16 protein-coding genes are annotated in these 21,602 nt (G+C 71.8%); 11 read left to right on the top strand and 5 right to left on the bottom strand.

The features are described from left to right. Position 1: 1 nt before the first annotated feature. Complete coding sequence (cofD, locus tag AC2XR2_RS17360; protein WP_449349550.1) at positions 2-961, bottom strand: 2-phospho-L-lactate transferase; 960 nt, start codon at positions 959-961, stop codon at positions 2-4. 34 nt (positions 962-995) lie between these two features. Then, positions 996-1,505, bottom strand: a complete 510-nt coding sequence (locus AC2XR2_RS17355; protein WP_381306623.1) for a cysteine dioxygenase — start codon at positions 1,503-1,505, stop codon at positions 996-998. A gap of 705 nt (positions 1,506-2,210) precedes the next feature. Here AC2XR2_RS17355 and AC2XR2_RS17350 point away from each other — a divergent pair. The 3 genes from AC2XR2_RS17350 (at position 2,211) to AC2XR2_RS17340 (ending at position 7,804) form a co-directional block, all read left to right on the top strand. After that, the gene (locus AC2XR2_RS17350; RefSeq protein ID WP_020137941.1) at positions 2,211-2,474 is read left to right on the top strand and encodes a WhiB family transcriptional regulator; all 264 of its coding nucleotides are present in this window, start codon (positions 2,211-2,213) and stop codon (positions 2,472-2,474) included. Between the two features lie 183 nt (positions 2,475-2,657). Then, on the top strand, positions 2,658-6,326 hold the full coding sequence (locus AC2XR2_RS17345) for a glycosyltransferase family 2 protein (RefSeq protein WP_491515522.1): 3,669 nt from the start codon (positions 2,658-2,660) through the stop codon (positions 6,324-6,326). Continuing rightward, positions 6,323-7,804, top strand: coding sequence for a DUF5719 family protein (locus AC2XR2_RS17340; RefSeq protein ID WP_491515521.1), 1,482 nt, complete (start codon positions 6,323-6,325; stop codon positions 7,802-7,804). Before AC2XR2_RS17345 ends, AC2XR2_RS17340 begins: the two co-directional genes overlap by 4 nt. Positions 7,805-7,822: 18 nt before the next feature. Here AC2XR2_RS17340 and AC2XR2_RS17335 read toward each other — a convergent pair whose 3' ends face one another. After that, positions 7,823-8,272, bottom strand: coding sequence for a metallopeptidase family protein (locus AC2XR2_RS17335; protein WP_330269713.1), 450 nt, complete (start codon positions 8,270-8,272; stop codon positions 7,823-7,825). Positions 8,273-8,628: 356 nt separating this feature from the next. On the opposite strand from AC2XR2_RS17335, the gene AC2XR2_RS17330 reads away from it, so the two are divergent. The 6 genes from AC2XR2_RS17330 to AC2XR2_RS17305 all read left to right on the top strand — a co-directional run bounded on the left by AC2XR2_RS17330 (position 8,629) and on the right by AC2XR2_RS17305 (position 15,106). Beyond that, complete coding sequence (locus AC2XR2_RS17330; RefSeq protein WP_020137945.1) at positions 8,629-9,003, top strand: DUF3499 domain-containing protein; 375 nt, start codon at positions 8,629-8,631, stop codon at positions 9,001-9,003. 438 nt (positions 9,004-9,441) lie between these two features. Then, on the top strand, positions 9,442-10,809 hold the full coding sequence (locus AC2XR2_RS17325; RefSeq protein WP_491515520.1) for a phosphomannomutase/phosphoglucomutase: 1,368 nt from the start codon (positions 9,442-9,444) through the stop codon (positions 10,807-10,809). Between the two features lie 305 nt (positions 10,810-11,114). Further along, positions 11,115-11,285 (top strand): Trm112 family protein, encoded by a 171-nt coding sequence (locus tag AC2XR2_RS17320; protein ID WP_123761150.1) that lies wholly within the window; start codon positions 11,115-11,117, stop codon positions 11,283-11,285. A gap of 255 nt (positions 11,286-11,540) precedes the next feature. Beyond that, entirely contained in the window at positions 11,541-12,668 is a 1,128-nt protein-coding gene (locus AC2XR2_RS17315) for an SIS domain-containing protein (protein ID WP_381308776.1), read from the top strand. A gap of 171 nt (positions 12,669-12,839) precedes the next feature. Next, positions 12,840-13,991, top strand: a complete 1,152-nt coding sequence (gene manA / locus AC2XR2_RS17310; protein WP_491515519.1) for a mannose-6-phosphate isomerase, class I — start codon at positions 12,840-12,842, stop codon at positions 13,989-13,991. Between the two features lie 131 nt (positions 13,992-14,122). Continuing rightward, entirely contained in the window at positions 14,123-15,106 is a 984-nt protein-coding gene (locus AC2XR2_RS17305) for a cation diffusion facilitator family transporter (RefSeq protein WP_381308773.1), read from the top strand. Positions 15,107-15,242: 136 nt separating this feature from the next. On the opposite strand, the gene AC2XR2_RS17300 is transcribed toward AC2XR2_RS17305, so the two are convergent. Then, on the bottom strand, positions 15,243-17,798 hold the full coding sequence (locus tag AC2XR2_RS17300; protein WP_491515518.1) for a fructose-specific PTS transporter subunit EIIC: 2,556 nt from the start codon (positions 17,796-17,798) through the stop codon (positions 15,243-15,245). Positions 17,799-18,251: 453 nt separating this feature from the next. Between AC2XR2_RS17300 and ahcY the strand changes: the two genes are divergently transcribed. Together ahcY and AC2XR2_RS17290 are read left to right on the top strand one after the other, a co-directional pair. Next, entirely contained in the window at positions 18,252-19,709 is a 1,458-nt protein-coding gene (ahcY, locus tag AC2XR2_RS17295; protein ID WP_381308768.1) for an adenosylhomocysteinase, read from the top strand. A 185-nt stretch (positions 19,710-19,894) separates the two neighbouring features. Beyond that, positions 19,895-20,524: a hypothetical protein gene (locus tag AC2XR2_RS17290; RefSeq protein WP_381308766.1), complete on the top strand. Its 630-nt coding sequence runs from the start codon at positions 19,895-19,897 to the stop codon at positions 20,522-20,524. Between the two features lie 48 nt (positions 20,525-20,572). Here the strand turns inward: AC2XR2_RS17290 and AC2XR2_RS17285 are convergent, their stop codons facing one another. Further along, positions 20,573-21,592 carry an RDD family protein gene (locus AC2XR2_RS17285; protein ID WP_491515517.1) on the bottom strand — a complete coding sequence of 340 codons (1,020 nt, stop codon included), beginning with the start codon at positions 21,590-21,592 and terminating at the stop codon, positions 20,573-20,575. Positions 21,593-21,602 lie beyond the last annotated feature (10 nt).

The following is a 21,602-nucleotide window of genomic DNA, read 5'->3' as shown; positions in this document are numbered from 1 at the left end:
CTCAAGCTCCGCGCACCTCCTCCGCCAGCTCCAGCGCCTCCCGGGCCATCCGCGCGGTCGCGTCGAGGTCCGTCATCATCAGCGGTACGGCCCGGCAGCGGATGCCGGCCGACTCGATCCGCCCGACCGCGCCCGCGTCCACGGTGTCGACGAGCCAGCCGTCAAGCAGCCCCGAGCCGTAGTGCTCGGCGACCGCCGCGGCCGTCGACTCGACGCCGACCGCCGCGAGGACCTTGTCGGCCATGCCCCGCACGGGCGCGTCCCCGACGATGGGGGAGAGGCCCACGACCGGCACCCCGGCCTCGGCGATCGCCTCACGGATCCCGGGCACGGCGAGGATGGTGCCGACGGAGACCACCGGGTTGGACGGCGGGAACAGCACGACGTCCGCCTCCGCGATCGCCTCCAGCACTCCCGGCGCCGGCTTGGCCTGCTCCGCGCCCACCGGCACCACCGCGTGGGCCGGCACCGACGCCCGCAGCCGCACCCAGTACTCCTGGAAGTGCACGGCCTTGCGCTCGCCGTCGATCTCGACGGCCACATGGGTCTCGACCCGGTCGTCGGTCATCGGGATCAGCCGCACCCCCGGCTTCCACCGGTCGCACAGCGCCTCGGTCACCGCGCTCAGCGGATACCCGGCGCCGATCATCTGCGTGCGCACGATGTGGGTGGCGAAGTCCCGGTCCCCGAGCCCGAACCACTCGGGTCCGACGCCGTAGGCCGCGAGTTCCTCCTTGAGGTGGAAGGTCTCCTCGGCCCGCCCCCAGCCCTGCTCCTCGTTGATGCCGCCGCCGAGCGTGTACATCACCGTGTCGAGGTCCGGGCAGACCTTCAGCCCGAAGAGGTGGATGTCGTCCCCGGTGTTGCCGATGACCGTGATGTCCGCGTCCGGCGCGGCCTGCTTCAGACCACGCAGGAAACGGGCACCGCCGATGCCGCCTGCCAGAACCACGATTCGCATGGAAGCAAGTCTCGCAGGCGGGTACGACATCGCGTCACGCGGTCACGACGTCCACCTCGTCGTAGGTCTCGTGGGCGGTGCAGGCCGTGTGCATCGGCATCTCGGTCAGGCCGGGGTAGTAGACGTGCAGGCTCACCGCCGGCTCCAGCGCGTCGTTGACGACCTCGTGCACGTACCCCGGCGCGAACACCCGCTGCGCCCCCGCCCCCAGCGCGCGCGTGCCCCGCTCGGTCCGCTCCGTCAGCGCGCCCTCCAGGACGGTGAGGACACCGGAGGAGCCGCCGTGGTCATGGAGGCCACTGCCCTGGCCGGGCACCCAGGACAGCAGCCACACCTCGTAGCCGGGGCCGGTGCGCAGCCGGTGGTACCACCGGCTGGTGGCGTCGTACTGGACGAGGTGCGCCCACTGGGAGCGGTCCTCGGCGATGGCGCGGGCCAGGCCGGCGAACTCGGCGACGGTGGCCGGGTGCTCGCGCGGGGCCTGCAGGAGATGCGGGACCTCGAGGAGGTCGCCGGCGATCTGGAGGTCGTTGTCGCTGTTCATGGGGTGCGGTGGTTCCTCGGCGGAAGAAGTGGGGGGCTGGCTGGGTGTCGCGTACCGTCCCGCCCGGATCACGGGGAGACAGGAATGCCCTGGTGCGGGCGGGGCACTAGCAGCCGAGTCACGGTGGACTCAGGAGCAACCGGAGCGCGTTGGGCTCAACAGTCGGAACAGCAACAACAGCTACAGCGAGCGTGGGCAGCACCGAGGGACCCGGCGGAGCGGGTCGAGGTGAGTGCCAAGTTCGCGAGCATGCCCCCAAGGACAGCGGCTCACACCTCCACTGTCAACTCGACACCCGGTATGTGGGACATGTTTCACCTCATCCGGTCCATCTCCGTGGTGAAAGGTTTGTTCATGCGCCTACCGGGACACATGGCGCTCAACCGGGCGCGCGGGCCGTGATCTCCCCGAGACTTCCACGCGCGCGTACGGAACGGGATCGAACTGATGGGCGTCCTTCCCCGTACAGGCCCCAAAGGCCTGGCGAGGCTCGGCAGCCCTCCCGGGCCTCAGCTGCTTGTCAAGGTTTATGCCGATTTGAACACTTTCCGCAAGGCCTTGGTTCCGCAGAGTGAATAAGGGGCCCAATAGCAGATCTCGGCTTGACTCGCCCGGAGCAGCACACTTGTAATTTCACTCGTGTCGTTCAGCCGATATCGGTAACGGCCGTCACACGGGGACGCGAAAGACAGACGAGGGGCGCACATGACCGAGACGGTGCAGCAACTGCTGGTCGACGACGCGGACGAGGAACTCGGCTGGCAGGAGCGCGCGCTGTGCGCCCAGACCGACCCCGAGTCCTTCTTCCCGGAGAAGGGCGGCTCCACCCGCGAGGCCAAGAAGGTCTGCCTCTCCTGCGAGGTCCGCTCCGAGTGCCTCGAGTACGCCCTCGCCAACGACGAGCGCTTCGGCATCTGGGGCGGCCTGTCCGAACGCGAACGCCGCAGGCTGAAGAAGGCCGCCGTCTGACACGAGACAGGCGTCGCAGGACTTTTCGCACGCAACCGAACGGCCCGTCGCACGTGGGTTATCCACTGGCGGCGGGCCGCCGTCCTGCCCAGCCGATAGTGTGGGCGCTCGTCCGAGACGCCTCGCCGCCCCCTCAGGGCACAGGCGTCCACCGCAGTCCACCGAACCGGGGCCCGTACCTCGATGTCCGTGCACAGCCACACGGCAGCCCACGACCACGCTGCCACTCCTGAGTTCCCGCGTCATGTGGTGACCGCGGTGCTCGTCTCCCACGACGGCGCCCGCTGGCTGCCCGACGCGCTCGCCGGGCTGCTCGGCCAGGAGCGCCCCGTGCAGTTCGCCCTGGCCGCCGACACCGGCAGCGCCGACGACTCCGCCCAGCTGGTCACCGAGGCCCTCGGCGCCGACCGGGTCCTGCACCTCGCCCGGCGCACCGGCTTCGGCCAGGCCGTCGAGGAGGCCAACCGCACCGCCCCGGTCCTCACCCCGGACGAGCTGCCGTACCTGAAGCGGCCCAGCGGCTGGGACCCGGTCACGCGCACCTGGCGCGACGACACCTACGACCTGCCGGAACTGCCGCACGGCGAACCGGTCCAGTGGCTGTGGCTGCTGCACGACGACTGCGCCCCCGAACCCGACGCCCTGGCCCAGCTGCTGCGCGTCGTGGAGAACGAACTGGAGCTCGGCCGGGACGACGTCGCCGTCGTGGGCCCCAAGCTCCGCGGCTGGTACGACAAGCGGCAGCTCCTGGAGGTCGGCGTCTCCATCGCCCACTCCGGCCGCCGCTGGACCGGCCTGGACCGCCGCGAACAGGACCAGGGACAGCACGACCACGTCCGGTCCGTGCTGTCGGTGTCCACCGCAGGCATGCTCATCCGCCGCGATCTGTACGAACAGCTCGGCGGCTTCGACCGGCACCTGCCCCTCATGCGCGACGACGTCGACCTGTGCTGGCGCGCCCAGGCCGCCGGCCACCGCGTCCTCATCGCCCCCGAGGCCGTCGTACGCCATGCCGAGGCGGCCTCCCGCGAGCGCCGTACCGTCGACTGCGCGGGCCGCACCACCGCCTCCCCGCACAAGGTCGACAAGGCCGGCGCCGTCTACACCCTGCTCGTCAACACGCGGACCGCAGCGCTGCCCTGGGTGCTGGTGCGCCTGGTCCTGGGCACCCTGCTGCGGACCGTCGCCTACCTCGTCGGCAAGGTCCCCGGACAGGCCGTCGACGAGATCCGGGGCCTGCTCGGCACCCTGCTGCGGCCCGAGCGGATCATCGCCGGGCGCGGCAGGCGCGGTAAGCCGGCCGTCGACAAGGACGAGCTCAGACCGCTGTTCCCGCCGCCCGGCGCGACCGTGCGGGCCACCGTGGAACAGTTCGCGGGCAACCTCTTCGGCGGCTCCGACGCCGAGACCTCCACGGCCGGACGGCACGGCGGCGGCATCGAGTCCGGACCCGGCGGCGACGACGCGGACTTCCTGGAGATCGAGCAGTTCGCCCGCCTCAAGCGCATCGCCCGCAACCCCGGCCCGATGCTCTTCCTCGGGCTGCTGCTGGTCGCCCTGGTCGCCTGCCGCAACCTCCTGGGCGGCGGCGCGCTCGCGGGCGGCGCCCTGCTGCCCGCGCCGGCCGACGCGAGCGAGCTGTGGTCGCGCTACACGGACGCGTGGCACGCGGTGGGCGCCGGCGGCACCCCGTCCGCGCCGCCGTACCTGGCGGTCATCGCCGCGCTGTCCTCCGTCCTGTTCGGCTCGACCGGCCTCGCGCTGACCGTCCTGCTGGTCTGCTCGGTTCCGCTGGCCGGGTTCACGGCGTACTTCGCCTCCCGCCCGCTCGTCGAGTCCCGCCTCCTGCGCGCGTGGGCGGCCGTCGTCTACGCCTTCCTGCCCGCCGCCACCGGCGCCCTCGCCGGCGGCCGCGTCGGCACCTCCGTCCTCGCCGTCCTGCTGCCGCTCCTCGCGCGCGCGGGCGTCGCGGCCGGCGGCCTGACGAACAGCACGGGCGCGCGCGGCAGTTGGCGCGCCACCTGGGCCTTCGCACTGCTGCTCACCATCACCACCGCCTTCACCCCGATCATCTGGCCGATCGCGCTGATCCTCGGCCTCGGTCTGCTGGCCGTGCGCCGCACCGACATCACCGCCTACGGCCTGCGCTTCCTCGCCCAGTTCGGCGTGCCCCTGCTGGTCCTCGCGCCCTGGTCGCTGACGCTGCTCCCGTTCGGCTTCTTCCAGCAGGCGGGCCTGGAGTACGGCTCCTCGGCCGCCTCCGCCCTGGACCTGCTCGGCGCGAGCCCCGGCGGCCCCGGCACCGTCGACGGGCTGATGCTCATCGGCATCGTGCTGGCCGCGCTCGCCGCCCTGCTGCGCTCCGAGCGGCAGTTCGGCATCTGGACGGCCTGGGCGGTGGCCCTGGTCGGCCTGGTCTTCGCCGTCCTGTCCAACGACTCCACCTGGGCCGGCCCCGCGACCCTCGTCTACGGCCTCGCCCTGCTGGCCGCCGCCATGCTCGGCGCCGACGGGGCACGCTCGCGCGTGGCCGAGCAGAGCTTCGGCTGGCGCCAGCCCGTCGCCGCGCTCATCGCGTTCGCCTCCGCCGCGGGCCCCCTGCTCGTCGCCGCCGGCTGGATGCTCGGCGGCGCCGACGGACCGCTGGAGCGCCGCGACCCCACCCAGGTGCCCGCGTTCGTCGCCGAGGAGAGCGGCACCCGCGACCAGGCCCGCACCCTCGTCCTCGACAGCGACTCCGCCGCCCACGTCGGCTACATGCTGGTGCGCGGCTCCGGCGCCCGCCTCGGCGACGGCGAACTCGCCGCGGCCGACGGCGAGAACAGCGCGCTGGACAAGGTCGTCGCCAACCTGGTCGCCGGCTCCGGCGCCGACCAGGCCGACCAGCTCGGCGGCTTCGCCGTGCGCTACGTCCTCGTCCACAAGGGCGCGCCCCGTGAGGTCACGCGCGTGCTGGACGCCACACCGGGTCTGACCCGGCTCAGCCAGCAGGACGGCAGCGGTCTGTGGCGGGTCGACCAGGAGGTCGCGCGCGCGACCATCGTCGCCAAGTCCGGCTCGGGCACCGCACAGCCGGTGGCCGCGGGCCCGGTCGACATCCACACCACGATCCCGTCCGGCACCGACGGCCGGATCCTGCGCCTCGCCGACACCGCCGCCGAGGGCTGGACGGCCACCCTGGACGGCAAGCCGCTCACCCGCACCACCGTCGACGGCTGGGCCCAGGGCTTCGAACTCCCCGCCGCCGGCGGCCGACTGGACGTCACCTTCGACGACCCCTTCACCCACACCCTGTGGCTGTGGATCCAGGGTGCGCTCGCCGTCGTCCTCGTGGTCATGGCCCTGCCCGGCCGCCGCCGCGACGTCGACGACGACCTCCCCGAGGAGCCGTCGGTCCCCGCCCAGGCGGTGGCGGGAGAGGGCCGCCGCGCCCGCCGGCTGCGCGCCCAGGCCGAGGCCGATGCCGAGGAGGCCCCCGGCACCGAGGACTTCCCGCCGCCCCCGCAGGAGGCCCCGGCCGCCGTCCCGCAGCAGCAGTCCTACGGCGACTGGGACGCCCCGAGCTACGCCAACGCCGAGTACGACACCTACGCCGGCGACCAGTACCAGGGCACCGCCCAGCAGTACCCGGCGGGCGGCTACGACCAGCAGCCGTACCAGGCGGACCCGTACCAGGGCGGCCAGTACGACCCGTACGCCTACGGCGGGCAGCCCCAGCAGACGTCGTACGACCAGACGTACGGCGGCCAGTACGACCAGCAGTACGAGCAGGGCTACGACCCCGCGTACGACCCGGCACAGCAGCACCCGGGTGCCCCCGGCAGTGAGCGCCCCGACGGGAGTCAGCAGTGAACCGCACCACCCTGTCCCTCCTCGCCGGCACCGTCGCCCTCGCCGCCGTCACCGGGTTCGCCACACTCAGCTCCCCCAAGGCCGCCGAGACCGCCAGGACGGCCGCCGAGCTGCCCGTGGAGCGCACCAGCCTGCTCTGCCCGGCGCCCAGCACCTCCGAGGTCGCGGAGACGGCGTACACGTCGTTCACGCCCGTCACCAAGGACACGGGCAGCGGCGGCCAGGCCGAACTCAAGGCGGCCACCGAGGAGTCGGACGGCAAGAGCAAGGGCAAGAAGAAGGCCGCCAAGCCGGTCCTCACGCCCAAGGAGCCCGGCACACCCGTCACCGGGGACACCTCCGGCGGGGACGCGCCCGCACTGGTCGGCACCGCCGAGGGGAAGTTCGCGCCCGGCTGGACCGTCCAGGAGACCACCGAGGTCGCCGCGGGAGCCGGACGCGGACTCCAGGGCGTCAACTGCTCCGCCCCCGACACCGAGTTCTGGTTCCCGGGCGCCAGCACCGCCGCCGACCGCACCGACTACGTGCACCTGACCAACCCGGACGACTCCGCCGCCGTCGTCGACATCGAGCTCTACGGCAAGGACGGCGCCCTGGACTCCACGCTGGGCGAGGGCATCACCGTCGCGCCGCACTCCAGCGACCCGATCCTGCTCTCCACGCTCACGGAGGAGAAGCAGGAGGACCTCACCGTCCATGTGAACGTCCGCAGCGGGCGGGTGGGCGCGGCCGTGCAGGCCCTGGACGACAAGCTCGGCGGTGACTGGCTGGCCGCGTCCACCGACCCGTCCGGCAGCCTCGTGGTGCCGGGCATCCCGAAGGACGCCACCGCCGTGCGCCTGGTCGCCTTCACACCGAGCGACTCCGACGCGGACCTGAAGGTGCAGCTCGCCTCGCCGTCCGGCCTGATCACCCCGGCCGGCAACGAGACACTGCACGTGAAGGGCGGCATGACGACGGCCGTCGATCTCGGTGACGTCACGCGCGGGGAGGCCGGTTCGCTGGTCCTGACCCCCACCGACGCCTCCGTGCCGGTGGTCGCCGCCGTGCGGGTCGTCCGCGGCAAGGGCGACGACCAGGAGACGGCGTTCATCCCGGCCACGCGTCCGGTCGGCACGCGCGCGACGGTCGCCGACAACAGCGCCAAGGGCAGCACGCTCTCCCTGACCGCGCCCACCCGGACCGCCACGGTCAAGGTCACGGCGTCGGCGGGCAGCGGGGGCGGCGAGGCCGTCTCGAAGACGTTCACGATCAAGGCGGGCACCACACAGGACGTCGAGGTTCCCACCCCGACCGGCCTCAAGGGCACCTATGCCCTCACGGTGGAGCACGTCTCGGGAGGCCCGGTCTACGGCGCCCGCACTCTGGCGGCGACGGAGGACGGGGTCCCGGGCTTCACGATCCAGACCCTCCCGGACGACCGGGGCATGGTGGCCGTACCGGAGGCGGACGAGGACCTGTCGGTGCTCCAGAAGTGATCCGCCGAAGGGCGCGGGTCAGTCCTCGCCGTACCGGGGGTCGACCGTCTCCGGAGTGAGCCCGAGCAGCTCGGCCACCTGCTCCACGACCACCTCGTGGACCAGCGCCGCCCGCTCGTCGCGCCCCTTGGTGCGGATCTCCACCGGCCGCCGGTAGACGACCACGCGCGCGGGACGCCCCTCGCGCGCGGGGATCGTCCCGCCGAGCGGCACCGCCTCGTCGTTCCAGGCCTGTCCGGGCCCGTCCAGCCGGGGCACCTCCAGGACCAGGAAATCGATCTCGGCGAGCTGCGGCCACCGCCGCTCCAGGCGCTCCACGGAGTCCTGCACCAGGTCCGCGAAGGCCTCGGCGCGACTGGCGGCGAGCGGCACCTGCGGCGGGGCGATCGGACCGCGCATGCCGCGTCCGTGGCGATCACGGCGGCGGGGCCCGGGGCCGGTGGCGCGGGGCGGTACGGGGTTGTCCATCACTGGTGAAGGGTAATCCTCGCCGCACGCGCGCGCCCGGCCCCCACGCGGCGCCCCGGACACTGTCCGAAACGACGTACGGCCGTCTCGTACGGCCTGTCGGCAGTTGACCATTCAAGCCAAGGTTGGGCTCGATTCCGTATCTCTCCGAGACCGTCGATATCAAGGCAATTGACATGGTTTGTGCCAACTCGTGACCGTGGCAAGGGGTGTTCGGCCCCTCGAAAACGGGTGTCCGTGCAGGTCATCGCGGTGTGATCGGAGTGGTGTGTGGGGCGTTTCACAGCACGACACGGTGGAGTGACCTGGGGGAGAGTCGTCGCGGCCCGCTCAAGAGTGCGGTACCGTCCAACGTCGTGAGCCCTGTACGTCGCTGTTCGCGCACCGCTTGCGGCCGTCCCGCCGTCGCGACGCTGACGTACGTCTACGCCGACTCGACCGCGGTCCTCGGCCCGCTCGCCACCTACGCCGAACCCCACTGCTACGACCTGTGCGCCGAGCACTCCGAGCGCCTCACCGCCCCGCGCGGCTGGGAGGTCGTCCGCCTCCTCGACGGCTCGGCTCCCGCCAGGCCCAGCGGAGACGACCTGGAAGCGCTTGCCAACGCGGTGCGTGAGGCGGCCCGTCCGCAGGAGCGCGCCGCCGAGGCGGGTGGCGGCGCCCGCCGGGCCGACCCGATGGAGGTCGCACGCCGCGGCCATCTGCGGATCCTGCGCTCACCGGACAACTGACCTTTCTTCGCTGGGGGATCGGTTCTTCGGCGCGCGTTCCGTTCGGTGACGCAAGTCGATCCTCGTCGTCGCCGTCTGCTTCCGCACCGGTGGTGACACTCGCTCAGGTCACCGGCTGTCGCTGAACTCCGTCGCCGCCGTGGCCCAGTTGGAGGCCTCCAGCCACCTCTCCGCGCAACTCGTCGCCGTGTTCTTCCGTGACCGTCGGTGAAGGGGCGGCTGCACGCCATGAGTTGAGGTTCCCGGTCCTGACCCGCACTCTCCGGGGCGCCGCGGGTGACGGCCGCGAGGGAGTCCGGGCTCTCCCCGGAGCCGCCGGCCGCCGCGCTGCCCCAAGGGCTCCGCCCGAGGTCACGGCCGGAGTCCAATCCGGTCCCGCAGGGCCCGGTGTCAGTGGCTACGGGTAGTTTGTGGTGACCGACAGGACTTTCAGAAGGGTTGGCCGTGGCTGATCTGTCACAGCTCGTGAAGGCGTACGACGTGCGCGGGGTCGTCCCGGACCAGTGGGACGAGACGCTCGCCGAGCTCTTCGGTGCCGCCTTCGTCCAGGTGACCGGCGCGAGCGCCATCGTGACCGGCCACGACATGCGGCCCTCCTCCCCGGGCCTGTCGCGTGCCTTCGCGCGCGGAGCGGCCGCCCGCGGTGTGGACGTCACCGAGATCGGCCTGTGCTCGACCGACCAGCTGTACTACGCCTCCGGCGCCCTGGGCCTGCCGGGCGCCATGTTCACGGCCTCCCACAACCCCGCGCAGTACAACGGCATCAAGATGTGCCGCGCGGGAGCGGCCCCGGTCGGCCAGGACACCGGCCTCGCCGAGATCCGCGGACTCGTCGAGGGATGGATCGAGACGGGCGCCCCCGAGGTGACCACCTCGGCCGGCACGATCACCGCGCGGGACACGCTGGACGACTACGCGGCCCACCTGCGCTCGCTGGTCGACCTGACGTCCGTCCGCCCCCTGAAGGTCGTCGTGGACGCGGGCAACGGCATGGGCGGCCACACCGTCCCCACCGTCTTCGCGGGCCTGCCCCTGACCGTCGTCCCGATGTACTTCGAACTGGACGGCACCTTCCCCAACCACGAGGCCAACCCCCTCGACCCCGCCAACATCGTCGACCTCCAGAAGCGGGTCCGCGAGGAGGGCGCCGACCTCGGCATCGCCTTCGACGGCGACGCCGACCGCTGCTTCGTCGTCGACGAGCACGGCGACCCGGTCTCCCCGTCCGCCATCACCGCCCTGGTCGCCGCGCGCGAGCTGGCCAGGAACGGCGGCAAGGGCGTCATCATCCACAACCTGATCACGTCCTGGTCGGTCCCCGAGGTCGTCAAGGAGCACGGCGGCACCCCGGTACGCACCCGCGTGGGCCACTCCTTCATCAAGGCCGAGATGGCGAAGTCCGGCGCCATCTTCGGCGGCGAGCACTCCGCCCACTACTACTTCAAGGACTTCTGGAACGCCGACACCGGCATGCTGGCGGCCCTGCACGTCCTCGCGGCCCTGGGCGGCCAGGAGGGCCCCCTGTCGTCCCTGGTCGCCCAGTACGACCGCTACACCGGTTCCGGCGAGATCAACTCCACGGTCGCCGACCAGGCAGACCGCCTGACGGCCATCAGAGCGGCCTACGAGAGCCAGGAGGGCGTCCAGCTCGACGAACTCGACGGCCTCACGATCAGCACCGCCGACTGGTGGTTCAACGTCCGCCCCTCCAACACGGAACCCCTCCTCCGCCTGAACGCGGAGGCGCGGGACGAGGCGACGATGGCGAAGGTGCGGGACGAGGTGCTGGCGATCATCAGAGCGTGAAATCCGGCCCCTGCTGAAATCCAGCCCCTCGGCCGTTTCGCGAAAGAGCAGTTCCTCCGCCGTTTCGTGAATCCAGCCCCTCCGGCGTTTGAGGAGCGGGGGTCCAGGGGGCGGAGCCCCCTGGGAACGGGGTCGAAGGGGCAGCGCCCCTGGAGGATGGGACGGGTAGGGGCGGCGGGGGCGAAAAACCCCTCACGGCACCCCCGCACCGACCTCGCCCCAACCCCGGCACCCCCCTCCCCCCGGCGGTACCCTGACCAGGCACATCCGCACAAGCAGCCGCCCCGCCCCCGAAGGGAACCCCCATGCCGCTCGAAGCCGGCCTCCTGGAGATCCTCGCCTGCCCGGCCTGCCACGCCCCCCTCAAGGAGCAGGACACCGAGCTGCTCTGCACCGGCCAGGACTGCGGCCTCGCCTACCCCGTCCGCGACGGCATCCCCGTCCTCCTCGTCGACGAGGCCCGCCGCCCCGCGTAAACGCGCCCCGGCCGGCGGGCGACCGTAGAAGACACGGCACGCCCGCAGCCGTAAGCGATACGGCGCCCGCACCGCGGCAGGACACCGCACACCCACCGCCGTAGGACACTCGCCTCACCCCACAGCCGTAAGCGACAAGCGACAACGACACAGCGACCCCGGCGTCCCGGACCCGCGACCGCCCCGGCGTCCGGAAGACCCGGCGAAGCGACAACCCGGCGTCCCGGAGACCCGGCGATCGGAGGCTGCCGCCCCATGCTCGACGAATCGCTGCTAGACACCCCCGAGGCCCTCTCGGAGGCCGACCGCCGAGGCCTGCTCCGCGGCGCCGCCGAAGCCGGCGCCCGCGTCCGCACCGCCGCCCGGCACGCCGCCGAGGCAGGGGTGAACGACCTCAAGCCCGACGGCCGCCCCCGCGCGGTCCTCATCGCGGGCCCAGGTGCCGCCGCCACCCACGTCGCCGACCTCCTCGGCACCCTCGCCGGCGCCGGCAGCCCCGTCACCCGCCTCACCCCGACCGGCGTCGCCCCCGCCGCGGGTGCCCTGCGCTGGGAACTCCCCGGTTGGGCGGGCTCGGTCGACCTGCTGCTGATCGCCACCCCCGACGGCACCGAGCCGGGCCTGTCGCTCCTCGCCGACCAGGCCTACCGCCGCGGCTGCACGGTCGTTGCCGTGGCCCCCGCCCGCACCCCGCTGACCGAGGCGGTCGAGGGCGCCCACGGCCTGTTCGTGCCCCTGGCGACGGCCCCGTACGAGCAGGACACGCCCCTCACCGCATCCGCCCCCGGCGTCCTGTGGGCCCTGCTCACCCCGCTCCTCGCGATCCTCGACCGCACCGGCCTGCTCGCCGCCCCGCCCGACGCGCTCGCGAAGATCGCCGACCGCCTCGACCACATCGCCGAGCGCTGCGGCCCCGCCATCGCCACCTACAGCAACCCGGCCAAGACGCTCGCCGCCGAACTCGCCGACGCCCTCCCGGTGATCTGGACGGAAGGCACCTCCGCGGGCCCCGCGGGCCGCCGTTTCGCCGCCGCCCTCGCCGAGCTCTCCGGCCGCCCCGCCCTGGTCTCCGAACTGCCCGAGGCCCTCGCCGCGCACAGCACGCTCCTCTCCGGACCGCTGGCCGCCGGCGCCGACCCCGACGACTTCTTCCGCGACCGGGTCGAGGAGCCTCCCGCGCTGCACGCGCGCGTGGTACTCCTTCGCGACCGTCCGATCGGCGGTCTCAGCGCCGCGCCCGCCGCCCGTGACCTGGCCCTGAGCCACGACACGCCCATCAGCGAGCTGGAGCCGGAGCCCGGCGGCGAGATCGAGACCCTCGCGGAACTGATCGCCGTCACGGATTTCGCCGCCGTTTACCTGGCGCTCGCCTCGGGGGCCTGACGTTGCCCAGGGCGCTCAGGACACTCAGGACGCCCAGGACGCCGGAGTCGCTCGCGACGCCAAGGACTCCCGAGACGCCCAGGACGCCCTGACCGCCACCCGTCGAACACCAGGCCGCCCTGACCGCCGTACCCACGACGCATCCCCGGCCGTACGCACAGAGAGAACCCGATGGACCGCCTCGACAACACCATCCGCCCCTACGCCTGGGGTTCCACCACCGCCATCCCCGAACTCCTCGGCGTCGAGCCGACCGGTGAACCGCAGGCGGAGATGTGGATGGGCGCCCACCCCGGCGCCCCCTCGCGCACCGCGCGGGGCACGCTCGTCGAGGTGATCGACGCGGACCCCGCGCGCGAGCTGGGCGAGGCGGCCGTCGCCAAGTTCGGCCCCCGGCTGCCCTTCCTCCTCAAGATCCTCGCCGCGGGCGCCCCGCTCTCCCTCCAGGTGCACCCCGACCTGGCCCAGGCGAAGGAGGGCTACGAAGACGAGGAGCGCCGGGGCATCCCCGTGGACGCGGGCCACCGCAACTACAAGGACGCCAACCACAAGCCGGAACTGATCTGCGCGCTCACCGAGTTCGACGGCCTGTGCGGCTTCCGCGAACCCGCGCGCGCGGCCGAGCTGCTGGACGCACTGGGCGTCGACTCCCTGAAGCCCTACGTCGACCTCCTGCACGCCCGCCCGGAGGAGGCGGCCCTGCGCGAGGTCCTCACGGCGATCCTCACCGCCGACCGCGAGGAGATGGCCCACACGGTCACCGAGGCCGCGGCCGCCTGCGCCCGCCTCGGCGGCGACCACGCCCCCTACGCCGAGATCGCCCACCACTACCCGGGCGACCCGGGCGTCATCGCCGCGATGCTCCTCAACCACGTCCGGCTCCAGCCCGGCGAGGCCCTGTTCCTCGGCGCCGGCATCCCGCACGCCTACCTGAACGGCCTCGGCGTCGAGATCATGGCCAACTCCGACAACGTCCTGCGCTGCGGCCTGACCCCCAAGCACGTCGACGTCCCCGAACTCCTGCGCATCGTCCGCTTCGAGGCCGCCGACCCGGGTGTGCTCCGCCCCGAGGCGTCCCCCGACGGCGAGGAGGTCTACGAGACCCCGATCGACGAGTTCCGGCTGTCCCGGTACGTCCTCCCCGAGGGCGCCGCCCCCCACGACCTCACCCGCGCGACCCCACAGATCCTGCTCTGCACGGCAGGTTCCGTGCGAGCCGGGGAACACGAACTGAGCCCCGGTCGGTCGGTCTTCGTCCCGGCGGGCGAGAAGGCCACGGTGTCCGGCACGGGCACGGTCTTCCGCGCCACCGTGATCGTGTGACGGTATGACTGGGCCTGTGGATACCTGAGACGTCCGCGCCGGACGAGGCTGCAAGAATGGCCCACCGGCAAAGGACGGGCAAAGGCCTGGACGGCGTAGAGGCACTTGAGGCGAAGGGACAACGCGAGCAGATGAGCGCGTCAGGCGGAACCAAGGCGATCGTGGCGGCACTGGGCGCCAACCTCGCGATCGCGGCATCGAAGTTCGTGGCGTTCGCGTTCAGCGGCTCGTCCTCGATGCTCGCCGAGGGCGTGCACTCGCTCGCCGACTCCGGCAACCAGTTCCTGCTGCTCCTCGGCGGCAAGAAGGCCCAGCGCGAGGCCACCCCGCAACACCCCTTCGGCTACGGCCGCGAGCGCTACATCTACGCCTTCCTGGTCTCCATCGTGCTCTTCTCCGTCGGCGGCATGTTCGCCATCTACGAGGGCTACGAGAAGATCAAGCACCCGCACGAGATCGAGCACTGGTACTGGCCGGTGGGCGTCCTCGTCTTCGCGATCATCGCCGAGGGCTTCTCCTTCCGGACCGCCATCAAGGAGTCCAACCCGCTGCGCGGCACCCTCTCCTGGAAGGAGTTCGTCCGCCGCGCCAAGGCGCCCGAGCTCCCGGTCGTCCTCCTGGAGGACTTCGGCGCGCTCGTCGGTCTGATCCTCGCCCTCGGCGGCGTGGGCCTCGCCCTGCTCACCGGCGACGGCGTCTGGGACGGCATCGGCACCCTCTGCATCGGCATCCTGCTCATCCTGATCGCCCTCGTCCTCGCCGCCGAGACCAAGTCCCTGCTGCTCGGCGAGTCCGCGGGCATCGAGGCGGTCCAGAAGATCGAGACCGCGATCGTCGACGGCGACACCGTCACCGGCATCATCCACATGCGCACGCTCCACCTCGGCCCCGAGGAACTGCTCATCGCCGCCAAGATCGCCGTCCAGCACGACGACACGGCCGCCGAGGTCGCCTCCGCGATCAACGCCGCCGAGGCCCGCATCCGCGAGGCCGTCCCGATCGCCCGCGTCATCTACCTCGAACCGGACATCTACAGCGAGTCCGAGGCCGCCAAGGGCCCCGACCGCGAGGCAACCCCGGGAGGCCCGGCCCAACAGCCGACACCGGGCCACTGAGACCCCCTGCGACAGCACGGCTTCCTGTACGGCCTTACCCTGCACAAGGTTCTTTCGTACGACCGCCTTTGCGCTGTACGGCGACGGGGCCCGCCGAACTCTCGGCGGGCCCCGTCGGTTTCGGTCGCTCCGGCAGCTACCGGATCTCGCCCAGCACTCCGAGGATCGCCCGCGCGTCCGGCGCCCCGATGAGCCGCTCCCGGAACCCGGCATCCATCAGCTTCCGTGACAGCAGCGCCAGGATCCGCAGATGCTCGTCTCCCGCGGCCGCCTCCGGCACGGAGATCATGAACACCAGCCTGGCCTTCGTACCGTCCAGCGAGCCCCACTCGATGCCCTCGGCGGACCGCGCGAACCCGACGACGGGCGAGGTCACCGCATCCGTCTTGGCATGCGGAATCGCGATCTCCTCCCCGAGCCCGGTGGTCCCCTGCTCCTCCCGACGCAGGGCGGCGGCGACCAGCTCGTCCACGTCCGTCACCCTGCCGGTCCGGGCGAGCAGCTCCGCCATCTCCCGGATGGCGTCCTCCTTGCCACGGGCACCGAGAGAGACCTTCACGGTCTGCTCGGTGAGATAGCCGGAGAGGACTTCACGGTTGGCGCCGGCTGTGGGGCTACCGGCGCTCTCGGACTCGGCGCGGGTGGGTTCGGCGGCGGGGGATCCGGCAGCTTCGGCTGTTGCGGCGGCGGGGGAGCTGGCCGCTTCGGCTGTGTCGACGGAGGGGGAGCTGGCCGCTTCTCCACTGGCGGCAGCGGGGGACTCAGCGGCTTCGGCAGCAGCAGCCGGGGCGCCAACAGCTTCGGCAGCGGCGGCAGCGGGTGCGTCGCCGGCGGCAGTCTCGGTCCGGGCGCCGGGCTCGGCCCGGTCACGGGGACCAGCGGCAGCCGTGCCACCTGAACTGCTCTCGGCTCCCGCCCCGCTTTTCGTACCGGCACCGGCGCCCTCTCCGGATTCGGCACCGGCACCGGCACCGGCAGCTTCTCCGATCTCGGCACCGGCCCCTGGACCACCTTCAGCCCCGGCGCCGGACCCGGCGTACGAGGCCTCCGCGGTTCCGCCCGGCGCCGCCTCGACGGCCGACGCATTCGGCGACGACGCGGCCACCACCCGCTGTGCCACCACGGCCCCGACGGCGCCACCGGCAGTCGCCCCGGCACCCACCCCGACCAGCTCCGGCTCAAGGGGGCCGACCGCACCCGTCCCGTTCACCGGCGTCGCACCCTTGTGCTCGCGCCCGCGTCCCCGCCCCCGCTCGCCGAAGTCGATCAGCGCAACCGTCGTCAGCGCCGTCGCCACCGAACCGATCACCACGGCGACGAAGAACATCGGCACCCCACTCACCGCACCCAGCACCGCCACGATCGGCCCGCCGTGCGGCACCGCGTCCTCGACCCCGGCGACCCCGGCGATCGCACCGGCCACCGCCCCACCGAGCATGTTGGCCGGGATGACCTGCGCGGGCCGCGCCGCCGCGAACGGGATCGCGCCCTCGGAGATGCCGAAGCAGCCCATGAACAGCGCGGCCAGCCCGGTCTCCCGCTCCTGCTCGGTGTACAGCCGCTTCCGTATCAGCGTGGCGAGACCCTGCCCAAGGGGCATGACCGGGATCGCGGCCGCGCACATGCCCATGACCGTCTGGTTGCCGGTCGCGATGAGCCCCGTGCCGAACAGGAACGCCGTCTTGTTGACCGGCCCGCCCATGTCGAACGCGATCATGAGCCCGAGAATCGCGCCGAGCAGGACCGCGCTGGTGCCCGTCATCCCGCTGAGCCAGTCCGTCAGGTGCTCGAACACCCAGGAGATCGGCTTCCCGATGACGTAGATGAAGAACAGACCCAACGCCGTGGTCGCCACGATCGGGATCACGATGATCGGCATGATCGGCTGCACGAACTTCGGGACCTTGACCTTCTTGATCCACAGCACCAGATACCCGGCGAGGAACCCGGTCACGATCGCCCCGATGAAACCGGCGCCCGCCTTCGAGTCGTACAGCTCACCCGTGTTCGCGATCCACCCGCCGATCATGCCCGGCACGAGCGCGGGCCGGTCCCCGATGGCGTAGGCGATGTAACCGGACAGGATCGGCACCATCAGGGTGAAGCCGATGACGCCGATGTTGTTGACGTCCATCCAGAAGGAGTCCTTCGGGATGACCAGTCCGCCGGACGGGTCGGTGTGCCCGCCGAGCGAGAGCGAGATGGCGATCAGCAGCCCGCCGACCACCACGAACGGGATCATGTAACTGACCCCGTTCATCAGCGCCTTGTACCCGACGCTCCGCTCCCTGCCGCCGCCCGACGCCGACGCCGCGGGTGCCGCACCGGCCGTGTGCACCGGCGCCGATCTCACCTGCTCGATCAACTGCTCGGGGTGGCGGATCCCCTCCGCCACGCCCACCGTCAGCACCCGCTTGCCCACGAACCGGCTCAGGTCCACGTCCTTGTCCGCGGCGACGATGATGCCGTCCGCAGAGCTGACATCGTTGTCATCGAGGACGTTTTCAGCCCCGATCGATCCCTGCGTCTCCACCTTCATGTCGATGCCACGGCTCGCGGCGGCCTGCGCCAGCTTCTCCGCGGCCATGTACGTGTGGGCGATGCCGGTCGGGCACGCGGTCACCGCGAGCAGCTTCAACCGCTGCTCACCGCTGTCGCCGCCCGTGGGGGGAGGCCCGGCTGGACTGGTCACGTCGATCTCCTCACGCCTTTGTCAGCGGAAACGCCGTCCCGAGCGTCCCGCAAGATCGATCAGCTGTGCCGATCGCTGTGCATCCTCCCGCACCTGCCCAGACCGCCCAAGGACAAAAGCCCCCTGATGACCTGGTCTGTTGCCACCCAGCCGCCTCGGCCCCGGAGCCCGGCCGCACCCCGGCGATCTTCTCGACTTCACCCTGTGATCGGCTTGATGTATCGGAGACGGACTGGGGCGGCCCGGCCGACCGGTGTAGCTTGGGACGGAGCCAGACGTCGCTGCTGATGGCGGTCGGGCGGTCCCACCGCGGACCGACCGAGGGAGAGAGGGCCTCCGACGGACTGCGCTGCGCGCACCGGGCATGCCTGTGTCCTCTTCGGGCACCCCTGTGTCCGCCGCCGCGCAGACCAGCCGTACCCACCTCGCCCCAACCCCGAGGAGCAGCTCGCAATGACGACTGTCGACAACCGACAGGACTTCAAGGTCGCCGACCTCTCCCTGGCCGAGTTCGGCCGCAAGGAGATCACCCTCGCCGAGCACGAGATGCCCGGCCTGATGGCGATCCGCAAGGAGTACGCCGAGGCGCAGCCGCTTGCCGGCGCCCGCGTCACCGGCTCCCTGCACATGACCGTGCAGACCGCCGTCCTCATCGAGACCCTGGTCGCCCTGGGCGCCGAGGTCCGCTGGGCGTCCTGCAACATCTTCTCCACCCAGGACCACGCGGCCGCCGCCATCGCCGTCGGCCCGAACGGCACCGTGGACAACCCCCAGGGCATCCCGGTCTTCGCCTGGAAGGGCGAGACCCTGGAGGAGTACTGGTGGTGCACGGAGCAGGCGCTGACCTGGCCGAACACCCCCACCGGCGGCCCGAACATGATCCTGGACGACGGCGGTGACGCCACCCTCCTCGTCCACAAGGGCGTCGAGTACGAGAAGGCCGGCGAGGTCCCCTCGGTCGACACCGCCGAGAACGAGGAGCACCGGGTCATCCTGGAGCTCCTGAACCGCACCATCAGCAACGGCTCCCAGAAGTGGACCCAGCTCGCCTCGGAGATCCGCGGCGTGACCGAGGAGACCACGACCGGCGTCCACCGCCTGTACGAGATGCAGCGCGACGGCGTCCTGCTGTTCCCGGCGATCAACGTGAACGACGCCGTCACCAAGTCGAAGTTCGACAACAAGTACGGCTGCCGCCACTCCCTGATCGACGGCATCAACCGCGCCACCGACGTCCTCATCGGCGGCAAGACCGCGGTCGTCTGCGGCTACGGCGACGTGGGCAAGGGCTGCGCGGAGTCCCTGCGCGGTCAGGGCGCCCGTGTCATCGTCACCGAGATCGACCCGATCTGCGCCCTCCAGGCGGCGATGGACGGCTACCAGGTCACGACGCTGGACGAGGTCATCGACAAGGCCGACATCTTCGTCACCACGACCGGCAACAAGGACATCATCATGGCCTCGGACATGGCCAAGATGAAGCACCAGGCGATCGTCGGCAACATCGGCCACTTCGACAACGAGATCGACATGGCCGGCCTCGCCCAGATCCCCGGGATCGTCAAGGACGAGGTCAAGCCGCAGGTCCACACCTGGACCTTCCCCGACGGCAAGGTGATCATCGTCCTGTCCGAGGGCCGCCTGCTGAACCTGGGCAACGCCACCGGGCACCCGTCCTTCGTGATGTCCAACTCCTTCGCGGACCAGACCCTGGCCCAGATCGAGCTGTTCACCAAGCCGTCCGAGTACCCGACCGACGTCTACGTGCTGCCCAAGCACCTCGACGAGAAGGTCGCCCGCCTCCACCTGGACGCCCTCGGCGTGAAGCTGACCCAGCTGCGCCCGGAGCAGGCGGCGTACATCGGCGTCGAGGTCGACGGCCCGTACAAGCCGGACCACTACCGCTACTGAGCCGTAGAGCACAACAGCAGTTCACGGCACAGCAGTAGTTCCTCAGAGGCAGGCCCCCGCACCCCCGTGTCGGGGGCCTGCCCCTTTGGCCTTGTGACCCACTCTCGGCCGTGCCTTTCCGCCGTGCGACCGTCAGCCCGGACAGACCGCACACCCCGGACAGCCCGTCAGAACCCAGGACCCCCATGCCCCGCGGCCGCTATTCGCTCCACGATCCGCACGATCACACCCCCCTCGCTGAAGAACACTTCCAATGCGCCCCCGGCCCGTCCGGCTGGCGCTACGTCTCTCAACTGACCACCCCCGACGGCGGTCACAGCGGCTCGGTCGACCTCACCCTCGACGAACTCGGCCGCCCCATCCGCCTCGAACTCCACGCCGCGAGCTGGCAGGTGCGCGGTGCCGCGCTCGACGGTGTCACCTGGGTCCGCACAGACCCCACCGGGACCCACGCCACGGAAGGCAACGTCCCCGCCCACGCCTTCACGGGCACATCCCCCGCATTCCTCGTCGCCACCACCCGTCTCCTGCGCCTCACCCCCTCCGCCTCAGCAACCCGCGTACGCCTCGTGGCCTTCACGGACCCCGTCCTCGCCCCGCGCACCGTGGACCAGTCCTGGACCTTGCTGAACAGAGAAGCACACGCCACTGACAACGGCCCCCTGACCGTGGAGGAATACCAGGTCACAGCCCTGGACACCGGCGAACAGCACACCGTGCACATCGCCGGGGACGTGGTCCTCGCGGCCCCCGGAATCGAGCTCGAGGACCTCGAATCCCCGCCGTCGGCGTTCCCCGAACCACCGCTCGACTGAACCGACTTCAGCCACGAGAGACCACGAGCGGCCGCGAGGGACCAGGAGTCACGCCGGCGGTACGAACCCCGACGCGGGCTTGCCCTCCAGCGGCACGGCGGGCCGGGAAACCTCGGACGGCCCACCACCGGCCGCGGGTACGCCGGGCCCCCCTGCGCCAGGAGCCGCTTCGGCGCCGTACGCGACGGGCGGCTGAGGAGAGGATGCAGCCACGGGCGGCCCGCCCGGGTACGAGTAGCCACCGGACACCCCGGCTCCAGGGCCGTACCCCGCCGCATAAGAGGGCGCCGGTGCATGGGACGGCGCCGCCTCCGGCGTAGCACCGCCGAAGGACCGCCGAACCTCACGCGCCTGCCGCTCCTGCACCACAGCCGCCAGATACGCGCCCGGCGGCACCCCCTGCGGCGCCGGAGCGCCCGTACGTGCCGCGAGATCGGACGCGAGCCGCTCCGCCATGGCCCAGCCGACCTGCTGATCCAGCTGATGCATCCGCGTCAGGTACTGGCGGATGGCAAGCCACAGACCGTCGGGAACCGCCGACAGATCGAGCTGCGCGAACCGCCCGGCCAGCCAGGGCGGGGGCGGCGGCACAAAACCACTGGGCGCGACGGGAATCCGCTCCCGTACGACCAGCGTCCCCGCGAACACATCACCGAGCCGTCGTCCACGTGCCGAAACGAGCGAGGCGATGCAGGCCACGACGCCGAACGTCATCACGATCTCGACGACTCCGATCGCGCCCCGCACGAGAGCGTGCCGGAACCGGATCGGCCCACCGTCGTCCCGCACCACACGAAGGCCCACGGCGAGCTTTCCCAAGGACCGCCCATGGCTGAGCGTCTCGACCGCGATCGGCCCACCCACCAGCACGAGCAGGAACGTGGTGATCGAGATCGCGACCTGTGCCGCGTCGTCGAGAGAAGCGGAAGCGGCCACCAGGGCGATGGTCACGGCGATGTACACGACCATGGCCAGGGTCAGATCGATCAGCACGGCCAATGCCCTGCTGGGCAGCCTCGCAGGGCGCAGTTCCAGCGCCACCGCCTCGCCCGTCACCAGCTCACTCACGCCCGCCGTC

The organism is Streptomyces sp. LS-MS-L19 (genome assembly GCF_058382285.1).
Note: the sequence above shows the minus strand (reverse complement) of the source record. Positions and strands in the feature narration are given on the sequence as shown.